Source organism: Nonomuraea spiralis (assembly GCF_014648435.1).
GTDB lineage: Bacteria > Actinomycetota > Actinomycetes > Streptosporangiales > Streptosporangiaceae > Nonomuraea > Nonomuraea spiralis.
The window spans coordinates 96,066-116,098 of sequence record NZ_BMRC01000012.1 but is presented as its reverse complement, the minus strand read 5'-3'; the positions used below and the strand labels follow the sequence as shown (position 1 = coordinate 116,098).

Below are 20,033 nucleotides of genomic sequence, written 5' to 3'. Positions count from 1 at the left end.
CCTACGAGCCCGTCCCGGCGGCCTCGGCCGCGAGCAGCGCCGCGCCGAGCTGCACGGCGACCAGCGAGCGGAGCGGGATGGGTGTGCTCTCGGCTTCGGCCTCGGCCTCCTCGAACCACTCGTCGAAGCGCGCGCCGAGCCGGGCCCGCTCGGTCCGGACGGCGGGCGTCAGGTTGCCCGCGGCCAGCTCGGCGTCCAGCATCCGCAGGTAGGTGCCGCAGTATCTGAGCCGCATGAGGTGCACGAGCTGCCGGCCGCCGACCACCTCGGCCACCGTGGCCGGGCGGTCGGTGCCGGGAAGGCCCTCCCACTCGCAGATGAACTCGTCATGGGTGCCCACGAAGTCCTCCAGCGCCCGGCGGAAGGGGGAGCGCACGGTCAGGTCGCCCTTGACGCGGGCGAGGGAGGCGGCCAGCTCGGCGATCAGGGCGCGCTGCCCGGTCAGGGAGTCGCGGATCGACTCGCCGTACTGCCGGTCGGTCGGCGTCCGGTCGGCTACGCGGGGGTCGGCCCAGTAGGGCAGCTCGGTCACCAGGTGCAGGGCGCCGAAGCGGTCGGCGTAGTCGACGCTGCCGCCGCCGACGCCGTACGTCGCGGCGAGCTCGGCGCCCCGCGGGGTCATGTAGGCGGCCGGGCCGATCTGGACGGCGCCCGGCACCTCCGGCGGGCCCATGTGCAGGGGCAGGCCCTCGGCGGCGGCGATGGCGGTCAGACGGGCGGCGAGGGCGGGGTCGTTCCGGCTGAGGTAGTAGAAGGCGCCCTGGAGCTCGCCGTTGTGCAGGGAGTAGACGAAGGTGGGCCTGACCTCGTCCATCAGCCGCATCAGCGCCTCGGTCTCCGGCAGGGTGCGGTCGAAGAAGTGGTCCTCGCCGGTCAGCGGGAAGGTCCATTCGACCTGGTCGGCCTCGGCGGGGCGGTAGAAGTGCTCGGCGTAGGCGCGGCGGTCGCTCGGGCGGGCGTACCAGCCCTCGTTGAGCCGGGCGCCGTCGGGGTCCACGCACGGGACGAGGTGCCAGCGGTAGCCGAAGCCCTCGCGCAGCTCGGCGTCCTCGACGAGCTGCCGCAGCAGCGCGCTGACGGTGAGCGCGCCGATGGGCTCGTTGGGATGGGGGCCGCCGATGATCACGGCGTCGTGGGGGCCCGCGCCGATGGTCGCCACGCGCAGCGGCTCGCCCAGGCGGGAGGTGCCGATGCGGCGCAGGCGCACGAGGTCGGGGTGGGCGGCGGCGAGGTCGTCGAGCTCGGCGTGCATCTGGTCCACCGTCGGGAACGCGGCGAACTCGGGCACGCGGCTCATGTAGGGGGCGACGTCCATTTCGAGCCTCCTGATAATCTGGATTATTCTAGTAAACCAGATTATCTTTACGGCATGCAGGAGACGCCATGCGGCTGACCAGAGCGGAGAGCAAGGCCGCCAACAAGCGCGCGCTGATCGAGGCCGCCCGCGAGATCGTCGGCAGGGACGGCTCGAAGGCGAAGCTGGAGGACATCGCCGAGCTGGCCGGCCTGACCACGGGCGCGGTCTACTCGCTGTTCGGCGGCAAGAACGAGCTGATGGCCGCCATGGTCGACGACTACGTCGGCCCGCTCGACCTGCGCGCGGCCGGGGCGGCCGGGGCGGCCGGGGCCGGCGGGCCGCTGGAGGAGGTCGTGGCCGAGATCGCCCGCCGTTTCCTGCGCATGTCGGCCGACCCGCAGGCCGCGGGCAAGATGTTGTTCGAGACGCGCGTGCTCGACCTCGTGCTCAACGACCCCGACCTGCGCGGCAGGCTCAACACCTCGATCAGGTCGACCGAGGGCGACCTCGCCGCGCTGTTCACGGGCCGCGAGCACGCCGGGGCCGCCGTCACGGGCGAGCAGGCACGTCGCCTGGCCCGCGCGCTGAAGGCCCTGCTGTCCGGGCTCGGCCAGGGCGTCGTGCTCGGCGCCCACGAGGCCGGCGAGGCCGACGAGGAGTTCTTCGTCGAGGCCGCCCGGGCGCTGATCACGCCGAAGGTGCTCGGCCCGGCCTAGAACACGGCCGGGGTTCGGGGGGACCGCACGGCCGTACGCAACCCCACCCCGAAAGGCAGAACCATGTCCAGATCCGGATTCGGCGTCATCGGCGCGCCGGTGTTGTTCATCGGCGTGCTCCAGACGATGGAGATGACGCTCTCGCCCGCGCTCCCGCTCGTCCAGCGGGACCTGGGCGCCTCGCCCGGCGCGCTCGCCTGGATCTTCACCGGCTCGCTGATCAGCTCGGCGATCAGCACCCCGATCGTCGGCCGCCTGGCCGACATGTATGACAAGCGCCGTGTGCTGCTCGCGCTGATGGCGATCAGCGGCGCCGGGGTGCTGCTGGCCGCCCTGGCGCCGAACATCACCGTGCTGATCGCGGGCATGGCGGTCGAGGGCGTCTGGCTGGGCGTGCTGCCCCTGACCGTGGGGCTGTTCCGCGACACTCTCACCCCCGAGCGCGCCGCCACCGGCAACGGCCTGGTCATCGGCGTCGCCGCGCTGGCCAGCGCGCTCGGCCTCGTCCTGGCCGGGCCGATCAGCTCGGCCCTCGGCTACCGGTGGCTGTTCCTCCTGGCCGTGGCCGGTGTGGCGGCGGCCGGCCTCCTGGCCTGGTTCACGGTACCGGCCACCCCGCGCGCGGCGGGCGGTCGCGTCGACTGGGCGGGCGGACTGCTGCTCGGCGGCGGCCTCGCCCTGCTCATGCTGGGCCTGACCGTCGCCTCCACCTGGGGCTGGACGGCTCCGGCCACCCTCGCCCTGTTCGCCGCCGCCGCGCTGACGCTGGGCCCGTGGGCGGTCGTCGAGCTGCGCGTCGCCGACCCGCTCGTGGATCTGCGGCTGCTGGCCGGACGCACCCCGGCCGGTGTGACGGCCATGGGGGTCCTGTTCGGCTTCGCCTCCTTCGGACTGGTCGTCGCCCTGCCGATGATGCTGGCCGCCCCCGCCGGGACCGGGTACGGCCTGGGCGCCGACACCCTGTGGATCGGGATCTACATGTTCCCCATGGGCGTCGCGGGCACGGTGGTCGCGCCGCTGGTCGGGCCGATGACCAGGCTGCTGGGACGGCGCGCGGTGCTGGTGCTCGGCAGCGCGCTCGTCTGCGCCGGGACCGGCGGGCTGGCCCTGTGGCACGCCTCCCCGTGGCAGGTCGTGGCCGCGGTGACGGTCATCGGGCTGGGCGCCTCCGTCGGCCTCACCGCCGGGCTCAACGCCGTGGCCTCCGATGTGCCCGGCGACCGCGCGGCCGGGGTCAGCGGCGTGGTCTTCGTCGCCAAGAGCGTCGGCGGCACGTTCGGGGCGCAGTTCGGCGCCATGGTGCTGGCCTCCGGCGCGGTGGAGGGGGTGCCCACCGAGCAGAGCTTCGTCGAGACGTACCTGCTGTCGGCGGCACTCGGCCTGCTGGCCGTCGGCGCCGCCTTCGTGATCCCCGCCGCTGTACGGAAGGCGCAAGCCGGGCCCGAGCTTTCTGCCCCGGCGACGAAGCGCGCCCGTACGGCCGGGTGAAAGCCTGTGACGATGACGAACGTCTACATCTCCATCGACATGGAAGGCGTGGCGGGCATCGCCACCATGGACCAGGTCGTCCGCGGCGGCCACGGCTATCCGCGGTCGCAGCGCCTGATGACCGCCGAGGCCAACGCCGCCATCGAGGGCGCGTTCGCGGCCGGGGCCGACCGCGTCCTGGTCAACGACAGCCACGGGACCATGGACAACCTGCTCCACGACGAGCTCGACCCGCGCGCCCGGCTGATCTTCGGCACTCCCAAGCTCGACTGCATGGCCGAGGGCATCTCGGCCGAGCACGACGTGGCCCTGTTCCTCGGCTACCACGCCGCCGCCGGGTCGCCGGGCGTGCTCGCCCACACCTACTCCTCGCACTTCTACGAGGTGCGGCTCAACGGCGCGATCGTCTCCGAGGCCGAGGTCAACGCCCTTCAGGCGGCCGCCGTCGGCGTCCCGGTCGGGCTGCTGACCGGCGACGACGTGATCTGCGGCGTCGCCGGGAAGGCGTTCCCCGGGGTGCGCACGGTCGCGGTCAAGATCGCCCACGGGCACACCTCGGCCGACAGCCTCTCGCCGGCCGAGGCGCGGCGGCTGATCGGGGAGGCCGCGGCGGAGACCGTGCGCTCGGCCGGGGAGCTGCGGCCGCTGGACCTGCCGGACGTGCTGGAGCTGGAGATCGACATGCCCACCACGCCCGCCGCCGAGCTGGGCGAGCTGGTCCCGGGCGTACGCCGGATCGCCGACAAGACGCTCGCGGCCACCTTCGCCACCCCCAGGGAGGTGCTCGGATGCGTGACGACCTGCTATCACCTGGCCGCCGACGCGATGATCACCAGAATGGCCCTGTACGGCAGACCAACCCGCTAGCCCTCAGGTTTGCCGCACCGGACAAGCCTAAACAACCCGGACATCCAGATACTGGAACGATGGATCTTGAGCAGGTAGACCGCGCCCTCGCCACCCTCCCCGGCCTCCACCCCGGAGGTCCGGGCCTGGCGGTCGGCGTCTACGCGGACGGCAAGGTGCTGCACACCGCGGCCAGGGGCGTGGCCACCGTCGAGTTCGGCGTCCCGATCGACTCCCGTACCCGCTTCGACATCGCCTCCATCAGCAAGCAGTTCACCGCCGCGTGCCTGCTGCTGCTGGAGCGCGACGGCAGGCTGAGCCTGTCGGACGACGTCCGCGCGCACGTCCCCGAGCTGCGGCTCGGCGTGCCCGTCACGATCGACCAGTGCCTGCGGCACACCGGCGGCCTGCCCGAGTGGTACGGCCTCCAGGCCGTCACCGGCGTCCCGTTCCACCTGCTGGACGAGGAACGGCTGATGAGGATCGTGACGGGCGTGCGCCGGACCATGTTCGAACCCGGCACCCGCTTCTCCTACTCCAACACCGGCTACATCCTGGCCGCCGTCGTGGTCAGGCGCCTCACCGGCCGGTCGCTGGCCGACTTCGCCCGCGACCGGCTGTTCGGCCCGCTCGGCATGGACGACACCGTCTTCCGCGACGACGCCTCCGTCCCGCTGCCGCAGATGGCCTACGGCTACAACGGCGCCGGCGCGCGGGCCGACACGCTGGAGAGCGCGGTCGGCGACGGCGGCGTGGTGACCGGCGTCGCCGACCTCGCCCCCTGGCTCGGTTTCCTGGCCGACGGCCGGGTGCTGGGCGACGACGTACGCGCCGCGCTGCTGGAGCGGACCGTGCTCGCCGACGGCACCGTCCTGCGGTACGCGCGCGGCATCTGCCACCTGTCCGTCGGCGACCTCAGCGCGTACGGCCACGCCGGCGGCATGCACGGCTACGTCGGCAACCTGCTCCACCTGCCGGAACCCGGCGTCGGCGTGGCCGTGCTGACCAACCACAGCGGCCTGGACCCGGTCGGCCTCAGCATCCGCCTGGCCCGCGCCCTCACCGGCCAGGATCCGGCCCCCCGGCCCGCCCCCGCCCGCCCGGCCACGGCCGAGGCGGCACGGGCCGCGCTGCTCGGACACTGGCACGACCCGGCGAGCGAGGCCACGGTCACGCTCGGGCCCGCCGCCGACGGCAGGATCTCGCTGACCGGCGGCGCCGACTTCGAGCTCGCCCTCGGCGACGACGGCCGCTGGCACGGGCAGGCGGACGCCGAACGGGTCTGGCTCGTGCCGGAACACGGACGGCTGCTGATCGGCCACGACGGCTCGATCCGGTGGCCGGACGCGTACGAGCCGTGCGAGGCGCCGGTCGAGGGCCCCGCCCCCGAGGGCGCCTGGCTCAACGACGAGGTGGGCGTGCTCGCCGTGCTGGAGGAGGGCGTGCTGCGCGTCGGCCTGACCTTCCAGGCGCCCGTCACGCCCGCGCCCGCCGGGACGTGGCGGGCCGGCCCGTTCGCCCTGCGCCTCGACGCGGACGGCGACCTGCTGCTCAGCGGCGGCGGCCTGCTCGGCCTGCGCTTCGCCGCGCAGCCCGGGGGCACCGCGCCCGTGGGCATCCCGCCCGGCCTGGTCTAGGAGCGTGTTGGCCTCCAGGACGAGCTTGGGCACGCAGAGTTTGGCTGCCGGGTCAGTGAACGAGGGAGGTCGGGCTTCTAGCGTCCGACTATCCCCCCGCTCATTCTCCGAGGTGGTTCCATGACATCCGCAACCGTGCTCGCCAGGCTCGCGACGGGCGCCCTGCTCCTGCTGGCGACGGGCTGCGCCGGAGCCGCCGGCTCCGGCGCGGCCCCCGACACGCTCCGCTGGGCGATGGGGACCGCCCCCAGCAGCCTCGACATCGCCCACGGCTTCAACGACGCATCCACGACCGTGCAGTTCGCCGTCCTCGACACGATGGTGGGGCTCGGCCCGGACGGCCAGGTCGTCCCGCGCATCGCCGCCTCCTGGACCCACCCCGACCCGCGGACCTACGTCTTCACCCTGCGCGAGGGCCCGAGGTTCAGCGACGGCACGCCGGTCACCGCCGAGGACGCCGCCTACTCCCTGACCCGGCACCTGGATCCGGCCGTGACCTCGCAGGCCGCCAGCTACGTCACGCAGGTCAAGAAGGTCGAGGTCACCGGCCCGCGTACGGTGAAGGTCACCCTCGGCAAACCCAGCCCCACCTTCCTGGCCACCGCCGCGCTGGCCTGGCAGATCGTGCCGAGGAAACTGGCCGCCGCGCACCCCAAGGACCTCGGCTCGCCCGAGGTCGGCACGCTCGGCTCCGGCCCGTTCAAGGTCACGAAGTTCTCCCTCGCCTCCGGCGTCACGCTGGAACGCAACGACCTGTACTGGGGCCCCAAACCGGAGCTGCGCCGGATCGAGATCAAGGCGATCGGCGACGCGGAGACGCTGCGCCTGGCGATCTCCTCCGGCGAGGTGGACGGCACCAACGACATCCCGGCCAGCGAGGTGCGCAAGTGGAGCACCCTGCCCGGCGTCACGACCTCCTTCTACCCGGCCAACAACATCGCCTACCTGTCCCTGGGCGTCCGCGAGGGCCCGCTCAAGGACGTGCACGCGCGCCGCGCCGTCGCCCACGCCCTCGACCGCGGCGCGCTGGCCACGCTCATGACCAACGGCCACGGCGGCGTCGCCGACCTGATGCTCCCCAAACCCCAGATCCTCGCCCTGTACGGCGACAACCCCCCGAAACTGCGCGCCTACCCCCACGACGTGAACGCCGCCAAGGCCGAGCTGGCCAAGTCGGCCCACCCTGGCGGCTTCACCCTGACCGCGCCGTACGACAGCGGCAGCGACGACGTCAAGGCGCTCCAGGCCATCGCCGCCGACCTGGCCGCGATCGGCGTCAAGCTCGAACTCCAGCCGCTGCCCACCGAGCAGTACCGGCAGCGCATGTTCAGCCACCAGGACACCCCGCTGCAACTCGTCGACCTGCTCTACGGCACCCCCGACCCGGGCGAGGTGCTGCCCGACCTGGTCAGCCGCGCCTCGGCCGGCCCCCAGGGCTTCAACTTCAGCGGCTACGGCTCGCCCGAGACGGACGCCCGGCTCGAGGACCTCGGCCGGTACGAGGGCGCGGACCGGGCCGCCGCCGTCACCGAGGTGCTGGCCGAGGTCGCCGACCAGGTGCCGTACGTGCCGCTCTACACCAAGGAGGCCGCCGTGGCGCTGCGCAAGCGGTTCACCGGCGAGTTCGGCACCTGGACCGTCGACGTCTTCAGCACCATCCGCCCGGCGGCCGGTGCCTGATGGCCTTCGTCGCCCGCCGCCTGGCCGCCGCGCTGCTCCTGCTCGGCGTGCTGTCCGTGCTCACCTTCGCGCTGCTGGCGCTGGCCCCCGGCGACCCTGAGCAGGTCCTGCTCGGGCCGCGGCCCTCCACCGCCGAGTCGCGCGCCGCCGTCCGCGCGGAGTACCACCTCGACGACCCGGTGCCCGTCCGCTACGCCGCCTGGCTCGGGGCCGCCGTGCGCGGCGACTTCGGCGCCTCCCTCTACAGCCGCGAATCCGTCACCGGCGTCATCGCCGACCGCCTGCCCGTCACCGCCGGCCTGGCCGGTTACGCGATCGTCCTCACCCTGGCCGTCGGCCTGCCCGCCGGGCTGACCGCCGCCATGCGCAGGGGCGGCCCGCTCGACCGGAGCATCACGCTGTCGGCGCTGGTCGCCCTCGCGATCCCGCCGTTCGCGATGAGCATCCTGCTGCTGTACGGCTTCGCCGTCACGCTCGGCTGGTTCCCCGTCTTCGGCGCGGGCGAGACGTTCACCGAGCGGGTCGCGCACCTGACGCTGCCGGCGATCGCGCTGGCCACCGGGCAGGTGGCGGTCGTCATCAGGCAGATGCGGGCCGCCGCGCTCGACCTGGCCGGGCAGGACTTCATGACGTTCGCGCGGGCGCGCGGGGTCGGCCGCGTCCGCTACTGGATCGGCTACGCGCTGCGCAACACCGCGCTGCCCGTCCTCACGGTCGGCGGCCTGCTGCTGGCCGCCAACCTCACCGGCGCGCTGTTCGTCGAACGGGCCTTCGGGCTGCACGGCGTCGGCGAACTGCTCGTCAGCGCCGTCGGGCAGAAGGACCTGCCCGTCGTCCAGGCGCTCGTCCTGATGGGAGGCGCCGTGGTGGTCGCCGTCAACCTGCTGATCGATCTGGCCTATCTCGCGGTCGACCCGCGGGTGCGCCACGGGGCGGTGGCCGCGTGAGCGTCGTACCGGGGACCGTGCGGCTCGGCGGGCGGGCGCGGCGGCTGCGCCGGGCCCGTCCGGGGCCGGTGACGCTGCTGTCGGGCGGCGTGCTCGCGCTGATGGCGGCCGCCGCCCTGCTCGGTACGTGGATCGCGCCCTACGACCCGGCCGCGCAGGACCTCGCGCTCGGCGCCACGATGCCGGGCTGGGCACACTGGGCCGGCACCGACGAGCTGGGCCGGGACGTGTTGTCGCGCTGCCTGGCCGGGGCCCGCTCGGCGCTGCTGTGGCCGGTCGTCGTCGCGCTGTGCACGTGCGCGATGAGCACCTCCCTCGGCCTGCTGGCCGGTTACCGGCGCGGCTGGATCGACGCCGTCATGATGCGCGTGGTCGACCTGCTCATCGCGATGCCGGGCCTGCTCATGCTGATCGTCCTGGTGGGCGTGCTCGGCGGCGGCATCGGCTGGGCGGTGCTGGCGATCGCGGTGCTGTTCACCCCCGGCGACATCCGGGTCGTACGCAGCCTCACCATGGCGCAGCGCGAGCTGGCCTACGCCGAGGCGGCCCGTACGCTCGGGCTCGGCCGCGCCCGGATCATGTTCAGGCACCTGCTGCCCAACATCGCCCCGACGGTCGTGGCGGGCGCGCTGCTCAGCTTCGTCGCCGCCCTGGTCGCGCTGTCCGGACTGTCCTTCCTGGGCATCGGCCTGCCCGCCGGCACGCCCGACTGGGGACTGATGATCGAGGAGAACCGCGGCCTGCTCGACCTCAACCCGTGGGCCGCCGTGGTCCCCGCCGCGCTGGTCACCGTCGCCGCCACCGCCGCCACCCTGCTGGGCGACCAGCTCTTCGAGAGGCTCTCCGATGCTTGAGACACGCGGCCTGAGAGTCGTCGGCGACCGGGTCCTGGTGGACGGCGTCGACCTGACGGTCGCCGCGGGCGAGACCGTCGGCCTGGTCGGCGAGTCCGGCAGCGGCAAGTCGCTGACCGCCCGCGCCCTCGTCGGCCTGCTGCCGCGCGGCCTGCGCGCCGAGGGCTCGGTCGAGGTCGGCGGCACGCAGCTCGCCGGCGCCTCCGAACGGCTGCTGCGTGGCGTGCGCGGGCGGCGCATCTCGCTGCTCATGCAGGACCCGTTCGCCATGCTCAACCCGCTGCGCACGGCCGGCGCGCACATCGCCGAGACCCTGCGCGGCCGCACGCCCCGGCAGGAGATCGCCCGCCGGCTGGCCGAGGTCGGCATCGACGACCCCGCCGTGGCCGGGCGCTACCCGTTCCAGCTGTCGGGCGGCATGCGGCAGCGCGTCGCCCTGGCCGCCGCGCTGGCCGGCGACCCCGACCTGCTCGTCGCCGACGAGCCCACCACCGCGCTCGACGCGACCACCCAGCACGAGATCCTGGCGCTGCTGCGCCGGGTGCAGGAGGCGCGGGGCATGGGCGTGCTGCTCATCACCCACGACCTGCGTGTGGCATTCGCCGCCTGCGACCGGGTCGCCGTGATGTACGCCGGGCGCGTCGTCGAGCAGGGCCCCGGCGCCGAGCTGGCCGCGGCGCCGGCGCACCCGTACACGTCGGGGCTGCTGGGCGCGCTGCCGTCGGTCGAGCACACGCTGGAGCGGCTGGCGGGCATCCCGGGCGGCGTGCCGAGGGCGGACGCGGTGGCGGAGGTCTGCGCGTTCGCCGCCCGCTGCGACCGGGCCACCGCCGTCTGCACCGAGGCCAGGCCGCCGCTGCGCGCCATCGGCCGCGACCGGCTGACCGCCTGCGTCCACGACACCGCCGGGAGCGCCCGCACGACGCGGCCCGCCGTCGCGCCGCCCGCCGCCCCCGCCGGCGGCGAGCCGCTGCTGCGCGTCGAGGGCCTGCGCAAACGGTACGGCGCCCACACCGCGCTCGGCGGCGTCAGCCTGCACGTGGGCGCGGGCGAGACCGTCGGCCTGGTGGGGGAGTCGGGCTCGGGCAAGACCACGCTGGCCCGTTCGGTGCTCGGCCTGCTCACCCCCGACGGCGGCCGGATCCGGCTCGGCGGCCTCGACGTCACCGACCGCGCCGCCATGGACCCGCGCGACCGCGCCCGGGTGCACCGGCTCGTCCAGTGCGTCTTCCAGGACCCCTCCACCTCGCTCAACCCCGCGATGACCGTCGGCGCGACGCTGGCCGAGGCGATCGCCAGGGCCGAGCCGGACGACCGGACCGGCGTGGCCGAGCTGCTGGAACTGGTCGGCCTGCCCGCCGCGTACGCCACCCGCCGCCCCAAGGCGCTGTCCGGCGGCGAACGCCAGCGCGTCGCCATCGCCAGGGCCCTGGCCGTCCGGCCCGCGCTGCTGATCTGCGACGAACCGGTCGCCTCCCTGGACGTGTCCGTCCAGGCGCACGTGCTGGAACTGCTGCGCGGCATCGGAAGGGAGCTGGGCACCGGGATGTTGTTCATCACCCACGACCTGGCCGTCGTCCGCCAGGTCGCCGCCAGGACCGTGGTGCTGCTGAAGGGCACGATCGTGGAGGAGGGGACCACCTCGGCGGTCCTGGACGCCCCCGCCCACGACTACACCAGGCGCCTGGTCGCCGCCGTCCCATGACATGACCGACCGAACCTCGTACCGGGAAAGGCACAACCGCATGCACGACCTCATCCTGCGCGGCGGGACCCTGCACGACGGGTTCGGCTCGCCCGGCCGCACCGCGGACGTGGCGATCGGCGGCGGGCGGGTCACCGCGACCGGCCGCGACCTCGGGCGCGCGGCCCGCGTGGTGGACGTTGACGGCCTGGTCGTCGCGCCCGGCTTCGTCGACCCGCACAGCCACTCCGACACCGTGCCGTTCATGGCGGGGGCGCAGCCGTTCAAGTTGTGGCAGGGCGTCACCACCGAGATCGTCGGCAACTGCGGCTTCTCCTGCGGGCCGGCCACGCCGGAGTCGGCGGGCTTCACGCCGGAGGTCCTCAGCGAGCACACGTTCGCCACCTTCGGCGGCTACCTCGACGCCGTGGAACGCGAGGGCACCACCAACAACCTGGCCGTGCTCGTCGGCCACAACACGCTGCGCACGGCCGCCTGCGGCATGGACGCCGCGCTGCGCCCCGGCGCGCCGGCGCGGATGACCGAGCTGGCCGAGGAGGCGTTCGCGGCGGGCGCGTGCGGGCTGTCCAGCGGCCTGGAGTACGTGCCGGGCGCCTACGCGGCCACCGGCGAACTGATCGCGCTGGCCCGCGCCGCCCGGCGCCGGAACCTCGTCTACGCCACCCACCTGCGCAGCGAGAGCGAGGGGCTGGCCGACGCCCTGGACGAGGCCCTGGAGGTGGCGACGGCGGCCGGGATACGGCTCCAGGTCTCCCACTGCAAGGCGTCGGGCCGGGCCGTGCACGGCTCCTCGGCGATGTTGCTGGACAAGCTGGCCGCCGCCCGGGTCAGGGGAGTGGACGTACGGGCCGACGTCTACCCGTACCGGGCGTTCTGCACCGGGTTGGTCGCGCTGCTGCCGCCCGCTGCCTGCGAGGGCGGCGAGACGGAGCTGGTCAGGAGGCTGGCCGACCCGGACGCCCGGCGGGCGCTGCGCGCGCTGGCCGAGGACCCGCTGCGCACGACCGGCGTCGGCCTGTGGCGGGAGGCGCATCCCGAGGACGTACACCTCCTGCGGCACGCGTCCGCCGCCGTGACCGGCCGCCGGCTCGCCGACGTGCTGGACGGCCGCGACCCCTGGGACGCGCTGTGCGACCTGCTCATCGCCGACCCGCACGCCGACGGCGTCTTCCACACGATGCACGACGACGACGTGACGCGGATCATGCGGCATCCCCTCGTGTCGATCGGCTCCGACGGCGGCCCGCCCGGCGGCCCGAACCATCCCCGCACGTACGGCACCTTCCCCACCTTCCTCGGCGCGTACGTGCGCGAGCGCGGGATCGTGCCGATGGCCGAGGCGATCCGCAAGGTCGGCTCGGCCACCGCCGCCCAGTTCGGCCTGGCCGACCGCGGCTGGCTGGGACGGGGAGCGGTCGCCGACGTGTGCGTGTTCGACCCCGAGGCCCTCCGCCACGACGGCACCTACGACGAGCCCGCGACGCGCCCGGCGGGCGTCGTCCACGTGCTCCTGGGCGGCCGAATGGTGATCGACGGCGGCGAGTTCACCGGCGGCCGGCACGGACGCCTCCTGCGCGGGGGGCAGGCGTGAGCGCCCAGGGCCGGGTGACGCTCGGCGTGCTGCTCGACAGCCTCGGCGCGGAGGCGGTGACCGCCCTCTGCCTGCCGTCCGGCCGCCAGGCCATGGTGGGCGCGCCCGTCATCCACGGCTCCGACGAGCCGATGACCGCGTTCGCCGGCGCGCTGCTGCTGGCCACCGGCCGGCCGGAGCCGTCCCTGCTGGAGGACGCGGCCGGGGCGGGCGTGAGCGCGGTCGTCGTACGGGCCGGGCTCGGCAACGCCGCCGCGCTGACCGAGGCGGCGCGGGACGCGGGCGTGGCGCTGCTGGCCGCCGCGCCCGGCCTGGCCTGGGGCCAGCTCTACGCGCTGGTCGACGCCCTGCTCGCGCTCGTCGCCCCGGCGGCCGACCTGGGCGGCGGCGTCCAGGCGGGCGACCTGTTCGCGCTGGCCAACCAGGTGGCCCAGCGCGTCGGCGGCGCGGTGGCCATCGAGGACCTGGCCATGCGCGTGCTCGCCTACTCCACGATCGGCGGCCAGCCCATCGACGAGCTGCGCAGGGAGGGCATCCTCGGCCGGCGCGTCCCCGAGCACCCGACGAACGCCGAGGAGTACGCCGCCGTCCTGCGCTGCGAGCAGGCCGTGTGGAGCTACCAGCCGCGCGAGTACCTGCCGAGGCTGGCGATCGCGGTCCGCGCCAGGGGCGAGGCGCTCGGCACGATCTGGGCCATCCAGGCCGACGAGCCGCTCGCGCCGGACGCCCCCGCCGTGCTCGCCGAGGCGGCCAGGACCGCCGCCCCGCACCTGGCCCGCATCAGCCTGGCCGCCGACAAGGCCCGCCGGACCAGGGACGAGTGGCTGGGCTGGCTGCTGCGCGGCGTCGGCCACGTCGGCGAGCTGGCCGCCTCCTTCGGCCTGCACCCGGAGGAACCGGTCACCGTCGTGGCGGTCGGCACGCGGGAGGTCGGCGGCCGTACCGACGCCTTCGCCGCCACGCACGCCGCCGACCTCCTGCGCACCGCCTACGCCGCCTACCGGATCAGGGCCGCCGTCGGCGCCGTGGACGGCCGGACGTACGCGGTCGTCGCCGCCGGGGCCGGCACGCCGCTGTTGCGGCGCATCACCGCCGACACCCTCACGCAGATCACCGACCGGCTCGGCGGCCGGTGGCGGGCCGGCGTCGGCAGGACCGCGCCCACGGTCGCCCAGGCCCCCGCCAGCGCCCGGCAGGCCGACGACGCGCTGCGCGCGATGTGCGGGCCCTTCGGTGGCGGCGAGGTCGGCCTGCACGAGGAACTGGCCGCGGCGCTGTTCCTGCTGGACGCGGGGGCCTCGATGCGGGCCAGCCCCGCCCCGGCGGGCGAGCCGCTGTCGCTGGTGGCCGAGCACGACGCCGGGCACGGCACCGACTACGTCCACAGCCTGCGCGTCTGGCTGGCCGCCCACTACGACGTGCCGAGGGCGGCCGAGACGTTGTCGCTGCACCCCAACACGCTCAGGTACCGGCTGCGCCGCATCGGCGAGCTGATCCCGCTCGACGACCCCGACGTCAGGCTCGTCCTGGGCCTTCAGCTCCGGCTGGCCGAGATCCGGGCGTCCGGCACAAACAGCGGCGGCTGAAGTTCGGCTTGCACGCCAACGCCCCGGCGGCGGCCCGGCGGAATGCTGGTGCCCATGGCCGAACTCCGCATCCTCCACGGTACGTCCCAGTTCCAGGCCGCCGACCGGCTGCTGCGCCGCATCTGGAACACCAGGGCCGGCGAAGACCCGCCGGTGGCCGTCGACCTCATGTGCGCCCTGGCGCACACCGGCGGTTACGTCGGCGGCGCCTTCCTCGACGGCGAGCTCGTCGCCGCCGCGTCCGGGTTCCTCGCCGAGGGGGGCAGCCTGCACTCCCACGTCGTGGGCGTGGCCCCCGAGGCGCAGGGCCGGGGGATCGGCCAGGCGATCAAGGCGCACCAGCGCGAGTGGGCCGCCGAACGCGGCCTGAACTCCATCTCCTGGACCTTCGACCCGCTCGTACGCCGCAACGCCTTCTTCAACCTGGCCAGGCTCGGCGCGCGGGCCGAGCGTTACGTGCCCGACTTCTACGGGCCGATGAACGACGGCATCAACGGCGGCGACGTCACCGACCGCCTGTTCGCTTACTGGCCGGTACACCCGGCCGCGACCGTGACCGGGCCCCTGGGGGACGGGGACGCCGAGGTGATCCTCGACGAGCGCGGGACGCCGCGCGAGCCGGGCGGCGCGGCCGTACTGCGCTGCGCCACGCCCGCCGACGCCGAGCGGCTGCGGCGCGAGTGGCCGGAGGAGGCCGCGCGGTGGCGGGCCGCCCAGCGAGCCGCCCTGGGCGGCGCGCTCGCCTGCGGCTACCGGATCACCGCCTTCACCAAGGACGGCTGGTACGTGCTGGAGCGTGCGGCATGAGGATCGCCGAAGCCGAGCTGCGCACGGTCGCCCTGCCGCTGCTCACCCCGTTCCGCACCTCGCTCGGCACGCAGACCGTGCGCAGGGCGCTGCTGGTACGGGTGCGCGGGACCGAGGGGGAGGAGGGCTGGGGCGAGTGCGTGGCCGAGGACGAGCCCACCTACAGTCCCGAGTACCTGGAGGGCGCGGCCGACCTCATCCGCCGTTTCCTGCTGCCCGCCCTGTTCGCGCTGCCCGACCTCGACCCGGCCGGTGTCGCGCCCGCGCTGGCGCACCTGCGCGGGCATCCGATGGCCAAGGCCGCCGTCGAGACCGCCGTCCTGGACGCCGTGCTCAAGGCCCGCGGCCTGTCGCTGGCCGCCTACCTGGGCGGCGTACGGCGCAGTGTGCGCGTGGGCGTGTCGGTCGGCATCGCCACCGGCCTCGACGCCCTGCTCGACACGGTGGACCGGCACGTCAGCGCCGGTTACGCGCGGATCAAGCTCAAGATCGAACCGGGCTGGGACCTGGAACCGGTCCGGCTCGTACGCGAGACGTTCGGCGCCGGCCTGATGCTCACCGCCGACGCCAACACCGCCTACACCCCCGCCGACGCCCGCCACCTGGCCCGCCTCGACGCCTACGACCTGACCCTGCTGGAGCAGCCCTTCGCCCCCGACGACCTGGACGGGCACGCCCGGCTCGCCGCCCGGATGGACACCCCGATCTGCCTGGACGAGTCGATCACCTCGGCCCGCGCCGCCACGGCCGCGATCAGGGCGCGGGCCTGTTCCATCGTCAACATCAAGCCCGGCCGGGTCGGCGGCTACCTGGAGGCCCGCCGCATCCACGACCTGGCCCTGGCGGCCGACGTACCGGTGTGGTGCGGCGGGATGCTGGAGACCGGGCTCGGCCGGATGGCGAACCTGGCGCTGGCCAGCCTGCCCGGCTTCACGCTGCCGGGCGACATCTCGGCGACGGCCCGCTACTACGAGCGGGACATCACCGCGCCCGTCGTCCTGGACGGCGACTCCATAGCGGTCCCCGAGGGCCCCGGCATCGGCGTCACCCCGGACCCGGCCGCGCTGGAAGCCTTCACCTCCGGCCCCCCGGAACGCCTGACCCCCGACACCCTCTGACAGCGCGTCCACCGGCCCCGGCCCCGGCCCCGGCCCCGGCAGCGCCGGGGCCGGTCGCCGTGTGAGCTCAGTCGCGCCGCTCGTCCACCCCGGCGTCCGCGTGGTCCCGGGCGGTCACCATGCGGCTGACAGCCTCGGCGACCCGGTCCGGCGACGTGGCGAAGTTGAACCGGACGAACCCGCGCCCCTCCGCCCCGAACCTCGGCCCCGACCCCACGCCGACCCTGCCCCGCCGCAGGAACACCCGCGCGGGATCGTCGCCCAGGCCCAGCGCGCGGCAGTCGAGCCAGGCCGTGTAGCCCGCGCGCGGCAGGTGGTAGCCGACGCCGGGGAGCTGGTCGGCGAGCTGGGCGGCCAGCAGGCGACGGTTGCCGTCCAGGGCGGCGAGCAGGTTCCCCAGCCAGGCGTCGCCGTGGGCGAAGGCGGCCTCGGCGGCGAGCACGCCCATCAGCCCGGCCACCTCGCTGACCTCCTGAGGAACGGCCGCCACGTCGGCGTACGCCTCCGGCCCCGGCACCACGAGGGCGGCCTTGAGACCGGCGATGTTGAACGCCTTGGAGGCCGAGACGACCGCGACGGACCGCGCCGCGGCCGGGTTGTCGAGGGACGGGAACGGGACGTGCCGCGCGCCGGGGTAGGTGAGCGGCGCGAGGATCTCGTCCGTGACGACCCGCACGTCGTAGCGCTCGGCCAGCGCCGCCACCGCCGTCAGCTCCTCCCGGGTGAGGACCAGGCCGGTGGGGTTGTGCGGGTTGCAGAGCACGTACGCCCGCGCGCCGGACGCGAAGTCGTGCTCCAGCCGGTCCAGGTCGAGCCGGTGCCCGTCCGACCCGGAGGCCAGCGGGCTGGGGATCACCCGGCGGCCGACGCGGTCGATCCAGTACGAGGCCGGCGGGTGTCCGGGGGTGTTGACGACGACGCCGTCGCCGGGCTCGGAGACGATCTGGAGGATCTCCACGATGCCGGACATGACATCCGGGACCAGCCGGATGGCGCCGGCGTCGGGCTGCCAGCCGTAGTGCCGGTCGGCGAAGCCCGCGTACGCCTCGGGAAGCCGCCCGGGGAGCACGTAACCGGTGTCGCCGCGCTCGACGGCGGCGATCAGCGCGGCGGCGACGGGCTCGGCGAGCGGGGTGTCCATCTCCGCGATGCGCATGGGCAGGACGTCCGGCGGGAACTCACGCCACTTCACGCTGCGCCGCCGGAGCAGCTCGTCGGTGGTGTAGGCGGTGAGGAGGCCGTGCGGGTCCGTGGTCAACAGCACCTTCCTTACAAATGGCCTTGAACCATAGACGGGTAGGGTATCCAGGCGGTAAGAGGCGATTTCACGGGGGTCGCCTCCGCCCGGCGGACACCGTGCCGGACCCGCGCGGCGTCGGCCGGGGTCAGTGCTTGTGGGCCTCTTCCAGGGGCGTGCCCGCCAGGCGCGCCTCGACCACGCAGGCGAAGGTGGAGCAGTCGAAGATGTCCTCGTGCGGGCAGGCCAGGCTGTGCGCGATGGCCGTACGCGCCGCCTGGGCCCGCGCGATGAGCTGGTCGAGCTCGGCGACCTTGCGCCGGTGGAGCTCCCGCCAGCCGTCACCGGCCGCCGTACGCGCCGCGATGAACGCCTTGACCTCGCGCAACGTGAACCCGACGTCGCGCAGCAACAAGATCGCGCCGACCAGCCCGGCCGCCGACGGCGGATAACGCCGCTGACCCGAGACGCGCTCCGGCTCCGGCAGCAGACCGAGCTCTTCCCAGTAGCGCAGCGCGGAGGCGGCGACACCGGTACGTCCGGCCAGCTCGCCGATCGTCAACTGCTCATCCATATGACCTCAAGCCTACGTGAACCGCCCCCGCCGCACCCGGGCGGAGCCGGACGTTGACATCGGCATGCCCTTCTCCTAATCTCTTCTTTAGAGAAGATAAATCTCCAAAGAAGCAAATGCTCGAAAGAAGGGTAACGATCATGAGCAGCATCCCCGCCGCCGCCGACACCGCCGCCATCACCGCAGTGCTCGACCGGCTCGCCGACGCCTGGAGTCGTGGCGACGGGGACGCCTACGGCGCCCTGTTCACCCCGGACGCCACCTACGTCACGTACGTCGGCACCCTCTACATCGGCGCCAAGGAGATCGGCGACGCCCACCAGGCGCTGTTCGACAGTTTCGTCAAGGGCACCAGGCTGGCCAGTGAGACCGTCGGCATCCGCCTCGCCGGCCCCGGCACCGCTCTCGTCGTCACGCGCGGCGACACCTACAAGGGCAGGCCGGGCAAGCTCCACAAGATCCAGACGTACACGCTGGTCCGGCAGGCGGACGGCGACTGGAAGATCGCCGCCTTCCAGAACACCAAGCACCAGGCGGTCATGGAGGCCATCTCGTTCAGGTTCCAGCCCGCGAGCAAGCCCGCCGCCCACGCCCTCTAGCGGCGTCGTGGGGCGTCCGGGATCCATGAGCCGTGGAAGCCCGCCGGGACGGCGCGGGGCAGGTCGACCGCCGCGACCGGCGGCGCCGCCAGGTTCGAGGCGTCGAGCACCAGGAGGCGGGAGGCGCTGCCGTCGTGCCGGGTGGCGATGGACAGGAGCCAGCCGTCGTCCTCCCCGCGCGGGCCGGAGACGGCCGGGACGAACACCGCCTCGCCGATGTACGTCCCCGGCTCCAGCCGGTGGCTGCCGGCGCCGCCGCCGGCGAGGTCGTACTTGACGATCGCGGAGTCGTCGCTGGTGTAGAGGTAGCGCGCGGGGCGGCCGACGCGGTCGTCGTCGAGCGTCGGGAACTCCACGGCGCGGTCGTCGAGCGCCTGCTCCCGTACGGTGCCGGTGGCCGGGTCGAGAACCCAGCGGTGCAGGCGTGCCGAGCCCTCGAAGGACGCGGACGCGGCCGGATCGCCGCTGCCGCCCGCCATGCGCCAGACGGCGGTGAAGTCGGCGCGGCCGTAGCGGACGGCGTCGAGCACGATGCGCCCGGAGGCGTCCTCGTGGGCGTTGCCGACGTGGAAGACGTAGCAGGGCTCGACGTCGAACCAGCGCACCGGCGCGCCGGGCCGGTCGTGGCGCATCACGCCCAGGCGGGCGCCGTAGCCGTCGTCCCACTGGTACGGCATGGTCCGGCCGGCCAGGTGGGGCTGGAAGGTGACGGGCAGGTCGAGCCAGACGACATGGTGCTCGGTGATGGCGAAGTCGTGCGTCATCGTGCCGCCCGGGACCGCGACCTCGCGGCTGTGCACCAGCTCTCCCGAGGCGTCCAGGCGGTGGTAGGTGAGGTAGGGCGGGCGTACGCCGTAGCCGAAGAAGTGCAGTTCGCCGGTCACCGGGTCCTGCTTGGGGTGGGCGGTCATGGCGGTGGTCAGCCGCCCGCCGAAGTCGAGGGGGCCGTCCGTGCCCAGGTCGGGGCTGATCCGGTACGGCAGGCCGTTCTCCACCAGCGCGAGGACGCGTCCGGCGTGCTCGATCACGTGCGTGTTCGCCGACACCGCCGTGAGGTCGCGGCCGCCGCCGGGCCGCACGTACGGCAGCCCGGCGAGCTTGCCGGTGCGCACCCAGCGGTTGCGGTACCACTCGGCGCGGCCGTGGCGCAGCCGTATGCCGTGCAGCATGCCGTGCCCGTTGAACCAGTGGCCCGGTCGCTCGCCGGGCAGGGGGTTGGGGCCGTTGCGGACGTAACGGCCGGTCAGCTCCGGCGGCAGCGCCCCCGACACGGGCAGGTCGTAGGCGTCGATCTCATCGGGCACGGGTGCCATGTAGGACATGTCAGCTCCTTCGTCGCGTGCGGCACCGA

General features: G+C 74.4%; 17 protein-coding genes. 13 read left to right on the top strand and 4 right to left on the bottom strand.

Annotation, left to right across the window (positions count from 1 at the left end; translation table 11 throughout):
• Position 1: 1 nt before the first annotated feature.
• The gene (locus tag IEZ27_RS28660) at positions 2–1,315 is read right to left on the bottom strand and encodes a M14 family zinc carboxypeptidase (RefSeq protein ID WP_189650098.1); all 1,314 of its coding nucleotides are present in this window, start codon (positions 1,313–1,315) and stop codon (positions 2–4) included.
• 68 nt (positions 1,316–1,383) lie between these two features.
• On the opposite strand from IEZ27_RS28660, the gene IEZ27_RS28655 reads away from it, so the two are divergent.
• The 12 genes from IEZ27_RS28655 (at position 1,384) to menC (ending at position 16,272) form a co-directional block, all read left to right on the top strand.
• Positions 1,384–2,013, top strand: a complete 630-nt coding sequence (locus tag IEZ27_RS28655; RefSeq protein WP_229824425.1) for a TetR/AcrR family transcriptional regulator — start codon at positions 1,384–1,386, stop codon at positions 2,011–2,013.
• 63 nt (positions 2,014–2,076) lie between these two features.
• On the top strand, positions 2,077–3,501 hold the full coding sequence (locus IEZ27_RS28650; protein WP_189650097.1) for an MFS transporter: 1,425 nt from the start codon (positions 2,077–2,079) through the stop codon (positions 3,499–3,501).
• 12 nt (positions 3,502–3,513) lie between these two features.
• Positions 3,514–4,368, top strand: coding sequence for a M55 family metallopeptidase (locus tag IEZ27_RS28645; RefSeq protein WP_189650096.1), 855 nt, complete (start codon positions 3,514–3,516; stop codon positions 4,366–4,368).
• Positions 4,369–4,427: 59 nt separating this feature from the next.
• Complete coding sequence (locus tag IEZ27_RS28640; RefSeq protein ID WP_189650095.1) at positions 4,428–5,984, top strand: serine hydrolase domain-containing protein; 1,557 nt, start codon at positions 4,428–4,430, stop codon at positions 5,982–5,984.
• Between the two features lie 120 nt (positions 5,985–6,104).
• Positions 6,105–7,664 (top strand): ABC transporter substrate-binding protein, encoded by a 1,560-nt coding sequence (locus tag IEZ27_RS28635; RefSeq protein ID WP_189650094.1) that lies wholly within the window; start codon positions 6,105–6,107, stop codon positions 7,662–7,664.
• The gene (locus IEZ27_RS28630; protein WP_189650093.1) at positions 7,664–8,611 is read left to right on the top strand and encodes an ABC transporter permease; all 948 of its coding nucleotides are present in this window, start codon (positions 7,664–7,666) and stop codon (positions 8,609–8,611) included. Before IEZ27_RS28635 ends, IEZ27_RS28630 begins: the two co-directional genes overlap by 1 nt.
• Positions 8,608–9,465 carry an ABC transporter permease gene (locus IEZ27_RS28625; RefSeq protein WP_229824424.1) on the top strand — a complete coding sequence of 286 codons (858 nt, stop codon included), beginning with the start codon at positions 8,608–8,610 and terminating at the stop codon, positions 9,463–9,465. The genes IEZ27_RS28630 and IEZ27_RS28625 overlap by 4 nt, the downstream gene beginning before the upstream one ends.
• Positions 9,458–11,170 carry an ABC transporter ATP-binding protein gene (locus IEZ27_RS28620; protein WP_189650092.1) on the top strand — a complete coding sequence of 571 codons (1,713 nt, stop codon included), beginning with the start codon at positions 9,458–9,460 and terminating at the stop codon, positions 11,168–11,170. The genes IEZ27_RS28625 and IEZ27_RS28620 overlap by 8 nt, the downstream gene beginning before the upstream one ends.
• A gap of 1 nt (position 11,171) precedes the next feature.
• Positions 11,172–12,761 (top strand): N-acyl-D-amino-acid deacylase family protein, encoded by a 1,590-nt coding sequence (locus IEZ27_RS28615; RefSeq protein ID WP_229824423.1) that lies wholly within the window; start codon positions 11,172–11,174, stop codon positions 12,759–12,761.
• The gene (locus IEZ27_RS28610; protein WP_189650091.1) at positions 12,758–14,347 is read left to right on the top strand and encodes a PucR family transcriptional regulator; all 1,590 of its coding nucleotides are present in this window, start codon (positions 12,758–12,760) and stop codon (positions 14,345–14,347) included. The genes IEZ27_RS28615 and IEZ27_RS28610 overlap by 4 nt, the downstream gene beginning before the upstream one ends.
• Before the next feature lie 54 nt (positions 14,348–14,401).
• Positions 14,402–15,154: a GNAT family N-acetyltransferase gene (locus IEZ27_RS28605; protein WP_189650090.1), complete on the top strand. Its 753-nt coding sequence runs from the start codon at positions 14,402–14,404 to the stop codon at positions 15,152–15,154.
• Positions 15,151–16,272, top strand: a complete 1,122-nt coding sequence (menC, locus tag IEZ27_RS28600) for an o-succinylbenzoate synthase (RefSeq protein ID WP_189650089.1) — start codon at positions 15,151–15,153, stop codon at positions 16,270–16,272. The genes IEZ27_RS28605 and menC overlap by 4 nt, the downstream gene beginning before the upstream one ends.
• A gap of 67 nt (positions 16,273–16,339) precedes the next feature.
• On the opposite strand, the gene IEZ27_RS28595 is transcribed toward menC, so the two are convergent.
• Together IEZ27_RS28595 and IEZ27_RS28590 are read right to left on the bottom strand one after the other, a co-directional pair.
• Complete coding sequence (locus IEZ27_RS28595; protein ID WP_229824422.1) at positions 16,340–17,530, bottom strand: MalY/PatB family protein; 1,191 nt, start codon at positions 17,528–17,530, stop codon at positions 16,340–16,342.
• A gap of 127 nt (positions 17,531–17,657) precedes the next feature.
• On the bottom strand, positions 17,658–18,083 hold the full coding sequence (locus IEZ27_RS28590; protein WP_189650088.1) for a MerR family transcriptional regulator: 426 nt from the start codon (positions 18,081–18,083) through the stop codon (positions 17,658–17,660).
• Between the two features lie 140 nt (positions 18,084–18,223).
• Between IEZ27_RS28590 and IEZ27_RS28585 the strand changes: the two genes are divergently transcribed.
• A complete protein-coding gene (locus tag IEZ27_RS28585; RefSeq protein ID WP_189650087.1) occupies positions 18,224–18,682 on the top strand; it encodes an SgcJ/EcaC family oxidoreductase in 459 nt (152 codons plus the stop codon).
• On the opposite strand, the gene IEZ27_RS28580 is transcribed toward IEZ27_RS28585, so the two are convergent.
• Complete coding sequence (locus tag IEZ27_RS28580) at positions 18,679–20,004, bottom strand: carotenoid oxygenase family protein (RefSeq protein WP_189650086.1); 1,326 nt, start codon at positions 20,002–20,004, stop codon at positions 18,679–18,681. The two genes, IEZ27_RS28585 and IEZ27_RS28580, sit on opposite strands and share 4 nt — an antisense overlap.
• Between the last annotated feature and the right edge of the window lie 29 nt (positions 20,005–20,033).

Bases quoted from the DNA above. Each gene is read 5' to 3' on its own strand.
- IEZ27_RS28630 (WP_189650093.1), top strand. From the start codon at position 7,664: ATGGCCTTCGTCGCCCGCCGCCTGGCCGCCGCGCTGCTCCTGCTCGGC.
- IEZ27_RS28635 (WP_189650094.1), top strand. From the start codon at position 6,105: ATGACATCCGCAACCGTGCTCGCCAGGCTCGCGACGGGCGCCCTGCTC.
- IEZ27_RS28640 (WP_189650095.1), top strand. From the start codon at position 4,428: ATGGATCTTGAGCAGGTAGACCGCGCCCTCGCCACCCTCCCCGGCCTC.
- IEZ27_RS28605 (WP_189650090.1), top strand. From the start codon at position 14,402: ATGGCCGAACTCCGCATCCTCCACGGTACGTCCCAGTTCCAGGCCGCC.
- IEZ27_RS28655 (WP_229824425.1), top strand. From the start codon at position 1,384: ATGCGGCTGACCAGAGCGGAGAGCAAGGCCGCCAACAAGCGCGCGCTG.
- IEZ27_RS28590 (WP_189650088.1), bottom strand. From the start codon at position 18,083: ATGGATGAGCAGTTGACGATCGGCGAGCTGGCCGGACGTACCGGTGTC.
- IEZ27_RS28645 (WP_189650096.1), top strand. From the start codon at position 3,514: ATGACGAACGTCTACATCTCCATCGACATGGAAGGCGTGGCGGGCATC.
- IEZ27_RS28620 (WP_189650092.1), top strand. From the start codon at position 9,458: ATGCTTGAGACACGCGGCCTGAGAGTCGTCGGCGACCGGGTCCTGGTG.
- IEZ27_RS28615 (WP_229824423.1), top strand. From the start codon at position 11,172: ATGACCGACCGAACCTCGTACCGGGAAAGGCACAACCGCATGCACGAC.
- menC (WP_189650089.1), top strand. From the start codon at position 15,151: ATGAGGATCGCCGAAGCCGAGCTGCGCACGGTCGCCCTGCCGCTGCTC.
- IEZ27_RS28660 (WP_189650098.1), bottom strand. From the start codon at position 1,315: ATGGACGTCGCCCCCTACATGAGCCGCGTGCCCGAGTTCGCCGCGTTC.
- IEZ27_RS28650 (WP_189650097.1), top strand. From the start codon at position 2,077: ATGTCCAGATCCGGATTCGGCGTCATCGGCGCGCCGGTGTTGTTCATC.
- IEZ27_RS28580 (WP_189650086.1), bottom strand. From the start codon at position 20,004: ATGTCCTACATGGCACCCGTGCCCGATGAGATCGACGCCTACGACCTG.
- IEZ27_RS28585 (WP_189650087.1), top strand. From the start codon at position 18,224: ATGAGCAGCATCCCCGCCGCCGCCGACACCGCCGCCATCACCGCAGTG.